Genomic DNA, 13699 nt, shown 5'->3' on the forward strand with positions numbered 1-13699 from the left:
TACTTCCAAAATGAAGGTGGGAATATGTTAATATTTTATTATTGTAATTCAAAATATTAACTGCCAATTTTAATCTCTATTCCGTTAGTTTGTTGGCAGTTGGATTTACACCTTAATATTTCATGAAAGCAAAGAGATTAGGTGTGAGGCCACATTAGTAGGGAGCAGAGGCTAGTATTGATTAAATTGTCGCTTTATAAATTAAAAAAATGTAAGAGAATACGGTATAATAAGATCAGATAATCAGAGAAGTGAAAAGTCTCTACTATAATTAAAACAGCACTATATTGCTTTTTTTTATAAATAATATTATGTTATTTTAATCGGCCTATTTAGAAAAAATTTGTGATTTATCCCGCATTAACGGGCAGTAAGACTCCCACCTCAAAATTCGGTGAATGCGAGGAAGTTAGGTGGGAGATAACTGCCCGTAAAAGCCCGATTGGTGAAGGCTAATAATCAGTGGGGGATGGACAAAACCCCCACTGATTAAAGTTTCACTTTATGTAAAGGCATATTGTTAGAAAATGAAATATCTCTATTTCTATGAAGAGAAACGAATTGTGTTTTAGTCAGATAGGAAGCAAGGAGAGGTGCGCATGCTAGAACAAAGAGGTCATGCATTATATGACTCTTCATTGCAAGATTTAAAATTAGCATTAGATGAGTCTTCAATTGTTGCTATTACAGACCGAAATGGTCTTATTACATATGTGAATGATAAATTTTGTAAAATCTCAAAATATAAAAGAGAAGAGTTAATAGGAAAAGATCACCGTATTTTAAATTCCGGATATCATCCGAAAGCATTTTTTCAAATCCTATGGAAGCGTATTTTGAGTGGAAAAGTCTGGACGGGGGAAATTCGAAATCAAGCAAAAGATGGTACGTATTATTGGGTTAAAACAACAATTGTTCCATTTTTAAATGAAAAGGGAGAACCCTATCAATTTATTGCAATTCGAAATGATATAAGTAGTAGGAAAGAAGCAGAGCAAAGATTACGATTAAGCGAAAGTCGTTATAGGGAACTTGCTTATCATGATGCGTTAACAAGTTTACCAAACCGTTTACAGTTAATTACGACTGTAAATAAGATGATCGCAGAGAAAATAGAGTTTGGCATGATTTACTTTGATTTAGATCGCTTTAAATTAGTGAATGATACGCTAGGTCATATGATAGGAGATTTACTTTTAAGTGAAGTCGCTTCCCGATTGCATTACGTACTAGGAGATAAAGATGTTCTGGCTAGGCTTGGTGGAGATGAATTTGTACTATTAACAAAAAAACATACACAAGATGAGATGAGGCAGTTAGCGACATCTGTGTTGTCATGCTTTCAAGCACCATTTATGCTGGAAGGTCATGAAGTATATATTTCAGCCAGTCTAGGACTTTGTTCCTATCCGCAAGATGGAAAAGACGTTGAAACATTATTGAAAAATTCAGATTTAGCCATGTATAGTGCGAAAGAGCAAGGAAGAAATGGGGCGTGCTTCTTTACAGATGAATTACGTGCGAAAATAAATCGTAGAATGAAAATAGAGTTTGCTTTGCAAAAAGCAATTCGTGACGAAGAATTAAAAGTGGCATTACAGCCCATTATTGATTTGAAAACAAAGAAATGTACTGGTATTGAGGCTTTAGTACGCTGTAAGACAGAAGAAGGTCCTATTTCACCAAGTGAATTTATACCTGTAGCTGAAGAGTGTGGACTTATTATAAAACTAGGAGACTGGGTACTAGAAAAGTCATGTCGATTGTTTAAAACTTTGCCAGAGTATCAAGAGGGACTGAAGTTATCTGTTAATTTATCAATACAACAATTGATGCAAAAGCGCTTTATTTTATCTGTTCGTAGTATATTGAAGCGAACAGGGTTTCCGCCAAATCGTTTAATATTAGAAATAACAGAAAGTATAGCTGTACGTCATTTTGATTATATTATTGCTACATTACAAGAATTAAGAAGTATGGGGATTTTAATCGCTTTAGACGATTTCGGAACAGGATATTCCTCATTATATTATTTAAAAAAACTACCACTTGATATTGTGAAAATTGATCGTAATTTTATTCGTGAGTTTCATTATGATCACGCACAGCCAGAGCGAACGATTGTAAAATCAGTTATTGAAATTGCCCATAGTTTAAATTTATTAGTGGTTGCTGAAGGGGTAGAAACGGTAGAACAAGAAAGTTTATTAAAATCAATGGGTTGCGACTTTGTACAAGGTTTTTATTATGCGAGACCGTTAAATGTAGGTGAACTAAAAGAAAAGTTATTAACTGACTTTTAATAAAAAAAAGAGAAGCGGAAAGCTTCTCTTTTTTATTATTTTTTTTGTGAATCTTTCATTAAAATTGGATAAAGAATAAGGCCTAATACAAACAACCCAATTCCTAAGAAGAACGTTTTTAAATCAGCAGTGCCTGTTTTAATAACCCAAATGGAATATAAAAATGCTAGTGCAGTAATGATCCCATCTTTTATTCGAGATCCAGGCATTATATCATACGTTTCTCCCGTAATAACTAATTTTAACTGGTACAAGGTAGAAACAAGGTACGGGATTAAATATGCTAATGTCGCTACAACAATAGCGAAATTATATGCTTCGGAAACAGTACCAGAAATCGTTGAAAATAAGAAAATTTGTGTCATCACATTTGTAATAAATAATGATTTTGAAGGACTTCCTTTTTTATTTGTTTTTCCGAAAAACTTAGGGAAAACCCCATTTTTTGCTGCTTGGTAAGGTACTTCTGAGCTAACAACGATCCATCCTACAGTAGAGCCAAATAAAGATACGAGTGCAAGTAAGGCCATTATATAAGCACCCTTAGTACCAATTGCTAAATTTAATGCATCTACTAATGGCTTTTGAGACTCTTTTAAAACGTCTTGTGGAAGAGCACCCATTGTTAGTAGAGTAATTGCCATGTAAATAAGAAGAGCGATGATTAATCCGAAAATCGTAGCTTTCTTAACATCGTGCTGAGATTTTGCGCGGTTAGAGAGCATAACTGCTGACTCAATACCGATAAACGCCCAAAGTGTTGCAATAGCAGCTGAATTTATTTGTCCACCCAACGAAATAGGTTGTCCAGCTTCATTCATAAATGTTTGACCGTCCCCGAAATTAGAGGCATTGAAAATGAATAATGTGATTACAATAAACATTGTAAATCCGATGATTTTTGCGATTGTTGCAAGAAGGTTCATATTTCCTGCTCTATCAATATTTTGAGAAAGAATATATTGAATTCCCCATAGCATCATACTACATACTATGAAGGTTAAAGCTTTTCCAAGTTCTAATGAAAATCCGTTTGTTGAAAAGAGAATTTGCTTACTTTGTAAAACTGGGAAGAATGTTGATAAATATCCTGCAAAGGAAATAATTACAGATGCTGTAGCAGCCCAGTTAGCAGCCCAGTACCCCCAAGCCATACTATATCCTGCAACTTTACCTGCCTTTTGGGAGGTAAACATTGCTTGGGCGTAACTTTGTGGTCCTGCTTTTAATTCTGGTTTACGAATTGCTAAATTTCCAAATACGAGTGCAATCATAAATACACCAAGTCCTGTAATACTCCATGCAAGTGTAGATCCCATTGGACCTGATACGTGTGCTAAATTTGCTGGGAGCATAAATACGCCACCGCCAACCATATTCCCGATAACAAAAGCTGTTAAAATCCATAATCCCCATTTTTTCGTTTCCATTTTTGTTAACTCCTTTGTAGTAAGTTTTGCTTAAACATCATTTTTTACTAGCATTTTTTGCAATAAAAAAAGAGCCATGTAGATAAAAAATACCTACATGGCTCTTTGCCAAAGCGTAGGTACAATGGGAATAACCCTTGTACCTACGCGTAATTTTTCCGCTAGGTTTCAAGGGTTAAGTATGATGATGATGTTTTTGTGCAAATGTAACTACAGTTGTATAAGTAAGCATAGTTTTTTGCTCCCTTTCTCCTCTGATTTTGAAGTTAGTATACTACATGTTTTTTTGAATGAAAAGAGAAATATAAAAAAATTTATAAAAATACGTTTTAGAGACTAAATATTTACCTATAGTTTTCTTGTACTGGAAAATAAGTGAGAGATTGGCAGAAGAGTATAGCGTGGTATAATACATATAGAACTAGAAGGTGACAAGGGGCTATTGTAGATGATGAGTAAGTATGAACAAATTTATACAGAAATCAGCAAGTCTATTGATAATAAACAATTAAAAGAAGGATGCAAAATTCCATCAGAAACGGAATTAATGAAGCAGTATGAGGCAAGCCGGGGTACTGTAAGAAAAGCTGTAGATTTATTGCAAGAGCGTGGATATGTTCAAAAAATACACGGAAAAGGTGTTTTTGTATTAAAGCGCAAAAATATTGAATTTAACTTTGGTGGTATTGTAAGTTTTCAAGAAGAAAATGAACGTTTAGGACGTTACTGTATTACGGAAGTCGTGGAAATAGAGAAAATGACAGCTACGAAAGATGTAGCAAAGTTATTAAACGTGAAAGAAAAAACGGAAATAGATCATATTAAACGTGTACGAAATATTGATGGAGAAAAAGTAATTTTAGATATAAACCATTTTGTATCGGAGTATATTCCAGGATTAACGAGAGAAATTGCAACTGCATCGATTTATAAATACATTGAGAAAGAATTAGGGCTACATATTAGCTATTCACAGCGGGTAATTGAAGTACAACCATGTACAGATGATGACCGAAAGTATTTAGATTTAAATGGAACAGACTATGTTGTCGTTGTAAAAAACTTTACTCATTTATACGATGGGAGTCAGTTCGAATATACGGAATCACGTCACCGTTTAGATATTTTTCACTTTTCGGATGTGGCGCGAAGAAAATAAAGAGATGGGGCGAAATAATCGTTCCATCTCTTTATTTACAAAAAAATCACCAACTTATATATACGAGTGTTGACTAACTTATATATACGAGTTAATATATAAGTGTAAACGGTATCAAAAAAAGAAAAGAGGGACGGGAATATGGGGAAAGACTATCGTAAAACAGCAGAAGAAGTGTTGCAGTATATTGGTGGGAAAGACAATATTGAACAAGCTGCGCACTGTGTAACGAGGCTCCGTATCGCTGTAAAAGATGAAAGTAAAATAGATAATGATAAATTACAGTCTGTTTCATTAGTAAAGGGAGCGTTTCATAACGCTGGGGTATTTCAAATTGTAATTGGTCCAGGCGATGTCGATCGAGTATACGCTGAATTGATAACGCTTGCAGGTATGGAAGAATCGACAGTAGCTGACGTAAAAGATTCTGGAAACCAAAAGTTAAATCCAGTTCAAAAGTTTGTAAAAGTATTTTCAGATGTATTTATGCCGATATTACCAGCGATTGTAACAGCTGGTTTACTGATGGGGATTAACAATTTATTAGGGGCAAAGGACTTATTTTTTGATGGTAAAAATTTATTAGATGTTTATCCGAACTTAGGCGGGCTTTGGGACTTAATTAATATGATGGCCAATACAGCATTCGTATTCTTACCGGCACTTGTTGGTTGGTCAGCGACGAAGCGTTTTGGTGGTAGTCCAATACTAGGTATTGTTATGGGATTAATGCTTGTGCATCCGGCCTTATTAAACGCGTGGGATTATGGAAAAGCAGCGACTGGTTTAGAGGGACAAAAGATTGAGTACTTCGATATTTTAGGGTTATTCCAAATTGAAAAGGTAGGGTATCAAGGTCAAATCTTGCCGGTTTTAGTAGCGGCATTCGTATTAAGTAAAGTGGAAATCTTTTTAAAGAAACATGTGCCAAACGCAATTCAATTATTAGTTGTGCCAATTACAACAATCGTTGTAACGGGTGTATTAGCATTAGGGATTATCGGTCCAGTTACACGTCATATTGGAGATTTATTAACAGCCGGATTAGTAGGAGTATATGAAACGGTACCAGCACTTGGGGCAATATTATTTGGAGCATTATATGCACCGCTTGTAATTACAGGAATGCATCATATGTTTATTGCAATCGACTTACAATTAATCGCGCAGCACGGCGGTACATTTATTTGGCCAATGATTGCTCTTTCTAACATTGCACAAGGTAGTGCGGCACTAGCGATGTTCTGGATTTCTAAAAATCAAAATGATAAAAGTATGGCATCAACATCAGCAATTTCAGCGTACTTCGGTATTACGGAGCCAGCGATGTTCGGTGTAAACTTACGAAATAAATTCCCGTTCTATGCAGCTATTATTGGATCTGCTATTGCGGCGATATTCATTACTTTAAATGGTGTATTAGCACCTGCTATCGGGATTGGCGGATTACCAGCATTTATTTCTATCATTCCGAAATCGATTCCAATATTTATTGTCGGGATGATTATCGCGGTTGTAATTCCATTTACGTTAACATGGTTATTTGCAAAACGAGTAAAACAGAAGTAGGAGGAAGTTAAACATGAAGGATTGGCATAAAAGTGTAGTCTATCAAATTTATCCGAAGAGCTTTAATAGTTATTACAATAAAGAAACTGGTGATATAAAAGGAGTTACAGAGAAACTAGATTATTTAAAAGAACTCGGAGTAGATTATATTTGGTTAACACCGATATACGAATCACCACAAAACGATAATGGATACGATGTAAGTGATTATTACAGTATTGATCCATCTTACGGAACGATGGAAGAGTTTGAAGAGCTTTTAGAAAAAGCGAAAGCACGTAACATTGAAATCATGCTTGATATCGTTGTAAATCATAGTTCGACGGAGCATAAGTGGTTTAAGGAAGCGAAGGAAGATAAAAATAGCCCATATCGTAATTACTATATTTGGCGTGATGAAAAAAATAATTGGCAGTCTAAGTTTGGTGGATCTGCTTGGAAATATGATGAGAAGACAGAGCAATATTTTTTACATCTATTTGATGAGACACAAGCTGATTTAAACTGGGAAAACGAAAACCTTCGTGAAGAAGTGTATGATATGATGCGCTTTTGGCTGGAGAAAGGTGTAAAAGGATTCCGCCTTGATGTTATTAATTTAATTTCAAAAGATCAAAGATTTTTAAGTGATGAAGGCACCACGGCTACAAGTGATGGGCGTAAATATTATACGGATGGTCCACGCGTCCATGAATATTTACAAGAGATGAACCGAAATGTTTTTGAAGGGAAAGATGTAATTACAGTTGGAGAAATGTCATCTACGACAATTGATAATTGTATTAAATATTCAAACCCAGAGCGTAATGAACTAAGTATGACGTTTAGTTTCCATCATTTAAAAGTAGATTATCCGAATGGTGATAAGTGGACGAAAGCTGATTTTGATTTCATTAAATTAAAAGAAATTATGTCTGATTGGCAAAGTGAAATGCAAAAGGGCGGAGGATGGAATGCGTTATTTTGGTGTAATCATGACCAGCCTCGTATTGTTTCACGGTTTGGTGATGATGGGAAGTACCGAAATGAATCTGCTAAAATGTTAGCGACAGCTATGCATATGCTGCAAGGAACACCGTACATTTATCAAGGGGAAGAAATCGGTATGACGAATCCTAACTTCCATTCTATCGAGCAATATCGTGATGTAGAATCGTTAAATATATATGATATAAAACAAGAAGAAGGATTATCCAAAGAAGAGATTATAGAGATTTTAAAACAAAAATCTCGTGACAATTCACGCACTCCGATGCAGTGGAATGAAGAGGTGAATAGTGGTTTTACAACAAGTACACCTTGGATTTCAGTGGCTGAAAACTTTAAAGAAATAAACGTAGGGAAGGCATTAGAAGATAAAGAGTCTGTCTTTTATCATTATAAAAAGTTAATTGAACTTAGAAAAAAATACAATGTAATTACAGAAGGGAAATATGATGTTTTAGATGGGAATCATCCTAAGATTTGGGCATATACACGTACTGTAAATAATGAAGTATTGCTTGTTATCAATAACTTCTACGGAGAAGAAATAACGTATTCTGCACCAGTGAATGTTCAATTGGATGGAATGAAACAAGAAGTATTATTATCAAATTACAAAGATTCAAGTAAGGATATTACGAAACTTAACTTAAGACCGTATGAGTCAATTGTATATCGATATACGAAATAAAAAGGTTGTATGCCAGCTTGGCATACAACCTTTTTATTTTAAGACGCCACTATATAACATTTGCACTTCTACTTCCGGTTTAAATTTTACCTTTTCATAATCCTTATGCCAATTTTTTTTCTTCCATAGACAAATCAGATCGAGTTAATAGTGGTTCAAGAGCTAATTGGTGAATTAAATTGGGGTCTGTTAAAGATTCGATATATAAGATGTTCCTTTTCCATTTTGAAAAGGAACATCTAATTTTTTTATATCATCGGAATGAGAGAGCTTGTTTTCAATGTAATTAATATTTTCCGCAAGTGATGGAAACATAGGCTTCGTTTTATTCGTCTGTTGGTTATTGTTTTGTTCTGTCACATTGTCCACCCCTTTTAGGATTAAATTATCACTGTTAATTTTTGTTTTTCATGAAAAATTTATGCTTGGATTATTTGAAAAAAATTAACTTGAAAGTTACGTTACGTCATCTTCTATACTAAAGAAAATGAGAAGTAGGGGATGGTATATATGACTTTAAAATATATGTGGGGATGGAAAGAAATTTTATATTTATTTGTTTTTGTATTTATTATTGTTCCAGTAACAATTGAATCCATTTTTTATAAATATGCTTTAAATCTATTAGGGAATTCATTATATGCTGGGGTTTTAATGGGATTTATTATGGCAGTTGTATTTACTTTTTTAGTTTATGTGTTTTGCATAAAAAGATATAACTTGTCGTGGGCAGATATTGGGATTCGGAGGCTTTCATGGAAAGATTACTTGTGGACATTTGTAGCGGTTATTTCTTTGATTGTAGTTAGTATTGGTGTATTAATGATAATGGAGAAAATGGTATTTCCTTTGAAAATAGTAAAACGGATACGGTACAAAATGATAAATCAATATATTCATTTTGTATCGCGGTAATTGGAGCGGCGGTTATATCACCAATATATGAAGAGATTTTATATCGGGGTGTTTTTTATACGTTTTTTCGAGATAGATATGGCATATGGGGCGGTGTGCTTATAAGTTCAATAATATTTACAGTTGTTCATATTCCCACATATAACACATTACCGGTGAATTTTTTAAGCGGAGTAGTATTTGCGTGGTTATATGAGAAAACAAATTCTATTTTATCAGCTATGGTTGCCCATGCATTATTCAATTTCATAGCAGTACTTCTCACATTTATGTCGAATTAAGAAGATATATAGGAGGGATACATATGGAAATAGCTGTGGAACGAGTTTTTACAAATGAGATTTTAGCAGAAGCTGCAAAGATATTTAATGTAACAGTGGAAGAAAAACCACTTGGTGATTTTGAGAATTATATTTTTAAGGCGAAGGGTAAAAATAATGAAGATTACGTATTACGCTTAACTCATTCTTCTCATCGTTCTAAAAAAGAGGTAGAGGCCGAACTAGATTTTTTACGGTATGTTGCGGAGCATGGGGCGAAAGTGGCGGGACCTCTTAATTCAATATCTCAAAATCTTGTAGAAGAAATCGGAGCGGAAGATGGCACTTTCTTTTTTGCGTCTTTATTTACATATGCAAAAGGTGAACAAGTAAAAGGAGATGAATCGCCTTATTGGGGAGATGCTTTCTTTGAAGCATGGGGAAAAGCGATTGGACAACTGCATCGCCTTACAATGGATTATCCTAAAACAGACTACCGTGATACGTGGGAAGAGGATGAAAGTGCAATTGTTAATGAATTAGAAGATGAGAAAGTGAAAGAGATTGCTGCTGTATTAATGGATGAAATAAAGGCTCTGCCGGTTAAAAGAGAAACATTCGGTCTTATGCATGGTGATATTCATCCAGGTAACTTTCATTATGACGGCAAAGAGCTAACAATCTTTGATTTTGATGATGCAGCTTATAATTACTTTATACATGATTTAGCAATGGTTCTCTATTACTCTGTTCTATTTACACCGTGGACTACAGAAGAGAAGAAAGAATTTGCTTGCAAACAGTTACAGGTGTTACGAAAAGGTTATGAATATGAGCACAGATTGGCGGATAGTTGGTATGAATCGTTACCGCTATTTTTACGTCTACGTGATATTGGTTTATACGGTACGCTTCAAAAGAAGTTTAAAGGGAAAGATATGCCAGATCATTTTCGAGAATTAGCAGAACAACTCTATGAAAGAATTATAAAGAAGGAAGCAATTGTGAATATATAATACATTCATCTCAAAACAAAGTATGTAAAATAAATATATACTTTGTTTTTTTATACAAAAATATGTTTGTTTTATTAAAATAATATTGTCATAGATTCGGTTTGCATTATATAATTTTATGTATATTCTGAATATTCTTTACGAAAAGGAGGAGGAATGTTGGAAGCTATCGTAAGTTGGATAAATAATATTGTTTGGAGTCCCGCACTTGTCTATTTATGTTTAGGAGTAGGCTTATATTTTTCCATTCGAACGAGGTTTTTACAAGTAAGACATGTAGGAGAAATGGTGAAGCTTACATTTCAAGGGGAAAAGTCTGATGCGGGTGTTTCTTCGTTCCAGGCGTTAGCACTTTCGTTATCAGGGCGCGTTGGAACAGGAAATATTGCCGGTGTTGCAACGGCTGTTGCCTTTGGTGGTCCAGGGGCTGTATTTTGGATGTGGGCGGTAGCCTTTCTAGGAGCTGGTTCTGCATATGTAGAATCGACGCTTGCACAAATATATAAGACGAAGCATCAAGGGCAATTCCGCGGTGGTCCTGCTTATTACATTGAAAAAGGACTAGGTGTTAAATGGTATGCTTTAGTATTCGTTGCAGCGACAATTCTTGCGACGGGGATGCTGTTACCGGGTGTTCAGGCGAATAGTATTGCTGTAAGTCTAGAAACAGCTTTTGGTATTAATACTTCCGTATCAGGAGCGGTATTAGTAGCGGCATTAGCACTTATTATATTTGGTGGAGTTAAGCGAATTGTTAACGTAGCGCAAGTTGTAGTACCGTTTATGGCGCTTGGCTATATTTTAGTAGCTTGTGTAATTGTAGCTATGAATATTGAAAAATTACCAGACGCTTTCATGTTAATTTTAAAAAGTGCATTTGCATTAGAAGCGGCTTTTGGCGGGATTATCGGTTTAGCAATTTCTTGGGGCGTAAAACGTGGTATTTATTCAAACGAAGCAGGGCAAGGAACTGGGGCCCATGCAGCAGCAGCAGCTGAAGTATCGCATCCAGCTAAACAAGGGTTAGTACAAGCATTTTCCGTTTACATTGATACATTATTTGTTTGTTCAGCAACAGCATTTATGATGATTATTACAGGCATGTATAACGTATTTGATGCAAGCGGAAAAAACTTTATCGTCAATAAATTAAATGGTGCACAACCAGGTCCTGGTTATACACAGGCTGCGGTAGAATCTGTTTTCCCTGGATTTGGAAACGGTTTCGTGGCAATCTCTCTACTATTCTTCGCATTTACAACAATTATGGCTTATTACTACATTGCAGAAACGAATATCGCTTACTTAAATCGTGATAAAGACCGCCCTTGGATGTCTATCGTACTAAAGTTTGTATTCTTAGGAGTTGTATTCTACGGTTGTGTAAAAACAGCAGCAACAGCGTGGGCTTTAGGAGATATTGGTGTAGGAATTATGGCATGGGTTAACATTATTGCGATTCTATTATTACAAAAGCCGGCATTGATTGCATTAAAGGATTATGAAAAGCAGAAAAAAGAAGGAAAAGATCCAGTATTCGATCCGCAGAAATTAGGAATTAAAAATGCTGATTTCTGGGAGCATGAATACGGCAAAGATAAGAAAGAAGAAGTATCTTAATGGAATAGAAATGAAAAAGCAAAGGGAAAATCCCTTTGCTTTTTTTTATGGGCAAAATGAGGCAGGCAGTTATTTTTTTGCCTATTTTTGAATATAAAAAGAATGTACATGCTTTGTTAAGGGGAAGGGGGGAGTATGTTGATAGAGTTTCGTAATGTAAATAAATATTATGGTACCTTTCAAGTTTTAAAAGATATTAATGTACAAGTGAAAAAAGGTGAAGTGGTAGTAGTTGTTGGGCCGTCCGGATCAGGAAAAAGTACGTTGCTACGGTGTATAAATCAGTTAGAGACAATTACAGATGGAGCGTTAATTGTACAAGATACGGAGGTACACAATGCAAAAACAGATATGAATGAATTACGCCGAAATATTGGAATGGTCTTTCAACATTTTTATTTATATCCACATAAAACGGTTCTTCAAAATATTACACTAGCACCGATTAAAGTAAATAAAGTTTCAAAAGAGGAAGCTGAGCAAACAGCGATGTTTTATTTAGAGAAAGTAGGAATTCCGGAGAAGGCTAGTGTATACCCGCATCAATTATCCGGAGGACAACAGCAAAGGGTAGCAATTGCTAGGGGGCTCGCAATGCAGCCGGAAATTATGCTATTTGATGAGCCTACGTCTGCTCTTGATCCAGAGATGATCGGGGAAGTACTTGATGTTATGAAGACGCTAGCTAAAGAAGGGATGACGATGGTCGTTGTCACGCATGAAATGGGATTCGCGCGAGAAGTAGCAGATCGGATTTTGTTTATGGATGATGGTCAAATTATTGAAGATACAATACCGGCGCAATTTTTTGCAAGTCCTGAACAAGAAAGAGCTCGTCTATTTTTAAGAAGAGTGTTAAATCATTAAAGGGGGAGTTTTATGCTTAAAATGAAAAAGTTGTTTACGTTAATCGTATTTTCATGTTTATTCGTACTTGTCGTTGCTGGATGCGGAAGTAAAAAAGATGAGACGAAAGAAACGAATACGAAACAAGGCGGGGCTGTTGAGCAAATTAAAAAGCGCGGGAAACTAGTAGTTGGGGTGAAGAATGATACGAACTTATTTGGCTTGAAAAATCCTTCGACAGGACAGGTAGAAGGGTTTGATGTTGATATCGCAAAGGCGCTTGCGAAAAAAATCCTTGGAGATGAAAAGAAATTAGAATTAAAAGAAGTAACGTCTAAAACGCGTATTCCACTACTGAAAAATGGTGATATTGATGCAATTATCGCGACAATGACAATTACGGAAGAACGTAAAAAAGAAGTAGATTTTTCAGATGTATATTTTAAAGCAGGGCAATCGTTACTTGTGAAAAAAGGAAGCGATATTAAAAGTATTGATGATGTGAAAAAGGGTGTGAAAGTGTTAGCGGTAAAAGGTTCAACGTCTACAAATAATATTCGTCAAAAATCACCAGAATCGACTGTATTAGAGTTTGAAAATTACAGTGAGGCATTTACAGCGTTAAAAGCAGGGAAAGGCGATGTATTAACGACAGATAATGCAATTCTTTACGGCATGGCAAAACAAGATTCGAATTATGAAGTTGTAGGGAAAATTTTCACGGATGAGCCGTACGGAATTGCAGTGCAAAAAGGTGCAGATGATTTAACGAAAGAGATTAATAGCTTGCTAAAAGATATTAATGCGAATGGAGAATACGATAAATTGTATGAAAAATGGATCGGTCAAAAGCAAGAAAAATAAAGTGAAACTCTAATCAGTGGAGATTTTGTTCACCTCCTACTG

The 13699-nt window shown here is 35.2% G+C and carries 8 protein-coding genes and 4 pseudogenes; 9 read left to right on the forward strand and 3 right to left on the reverse strand.

Annotation, left to right across the window (positions count from 1 at the left end; translation table 11 throughout):
* The first annotated feature begins 599 nt into the window (after positions 1-599).
* A complete protein-coding gene (locus tag V7038_RS06355; protein ID WP_335469557.1) occupies positions 600-2303 on the forward strand; it encodes a putative bifunctional diguanylate cyclase/phosphodiesterase in 1704 nt (567 codons plus the stop codon).
* Positions 2304-2338: 35 nt separating this feature from the next.
* On the opposite strand, the gene V7038_RS06360 is transcribed toward V7038_RS06355, so the two are convergent.
* Positions 2339-3733 carry an amino acid permease gene (locus tag V7038_RS06360; RefSeq protein WP_002114055.1) on the reverse strand — a complete coding sequence of 465 codons (1395 nt, stop codon included), beginning with the start codon at positions 3731-3733 and terminating at the stop codon, positions 2339-2341.
* Positions 3734-4181: 448 nt separating this feature from the next.
* Between V7038_RS06360 and treR the strand changes: the two genes are divergently transcribed.
* The 3 genes from treR (at position 4182) to treC (ending at position 8136) form a co-directional block, all read left to right on the forward strand.
* Entirely contained in the window at positions 4182-4892 is a 711-nt protein-coding gene (gene treR / locus V7038_RS06365; RefSeq protein ID WP_002114059.1) for a trehalose operon repressor, read from the forward strand.
* A 141-nt stretch (positions 4893-5033) separates the two neighbouring features.
* Positions 5034-6461 carry a PTS system trehalose-specific EIIBC component gene (treP, locus tag V7038_RS06370; RefSeq protein ID WP_002114061.1) on the forward strand — a complete coding sequence of 476 codons (1428 nt, stop codon included), beginning with the start codon at positions 5034-5036 and terminating at the stop codon, positions 6459-6461.
* A 13-nt stretch (positions 6462-6474) separates the two neighbouring features.
* Positions 6475-8136, forward strand: a complete 1662-nt coding sequence (treC, locus tag V7038_RS06375) for an alpha,alpha-phosphotrehalase (RefSeq protein WP_070138751.1) — start codon at positions 6475-6477, stop codon at positions 8134-8136.
* Between the two features lie 33 nt (positions 8137-8169).
* Here treC and V7038_RS06380 read toward each other — a convergent pair.
* Together V7038_RS06380 and V7038_RS06385 are read right to left on the reverse strand one after the other, a co-directional pair.
* Positions 8170-8265: pseudogene (locus tag V7038_RS06380) on the reverse strand (Ger(x)C family spore germination protein); the annotation flags it as partial.
* Positions 8255-8451: pseudogene (locus V7038_RS06385) on the reverse strand (hypothetical protein); the annotation flags it as partial. The pseudogenes V7038_RS06385 and V7038_RS06380, both read right to left, overlap by 11 nt.
* Before the next feature lie 195 nt (positions 8452-8646).
* On the opposite strand from V7038_RS06385, the pseudogene V7038_RS06390 reads away from it, so the two are divergent.
* The 5 genes and pseudogenes from V7038_RS06390 to glnH all read left to right on the forward strand — a co-directional run bounded on the left by V7038_RS06390 (position 8647) and on the right by glnH (position 13657).
* Positions 8647-9332 (forward strand): annotated as a pseudogene (locus V7038_RS06390) (lysostaphin resistance A-like protein).
* A gap of 23 nt (positions 9333-9355) precedes the next feature.
* Positions 9356-10327, forward strand: coding sequence for a phosphotransferase enzyme family protein (locus V7038_RS06395; protein ID WP_002114068.1), 972 nt, complete (start codon positions 9356-9358; stop codon positions 10325-10327).
* A gap of 159 nt (positions 10328-10486) precedes the next feature.
* Complete coding sequence (locus tag V7038_RS06400; protein ID WP_002125208.1) at positions 10487-11947, forward strand: alanine/glycine:cation symporter family protein; 1461 nt, start codon at positions 10487-10489, stop codon at positions 11945-11947.
* Positions 11892-12814: pseudogene (locus tag V7038_RS06405) on the forward strand (amino acid ABC transporter ATP-binding protein). The gene V7038_RS06400 and the pseudogene V7038_RS06405 overlap by 56 nt, the downstream one beginning before the upstream one ends.
* Positions 12815-12826: 12 nt before the next feature.
* Entirely contained in the window at positions 12827-13657 is an 831-nt protein-coding gene (gene glnH / locus V7038_RS06410) for a glutamine ABC transporter substrate-binding protein GlnH (protein ID WP_070127910.1), read from the forward strand.
* The last annotated feature ends 42 nt before the right edge of the window (positions 13658-13699 follow it).

It is taken from the genome of Bacillus sp. JJ783 (assembly GCF_036963225.1).
Lineage (GTDB): Bacteria > Bacillota > Bacilli > Bacillales > Bacillaceae_G > Bacillus_A > Bacillus_A cereus_U.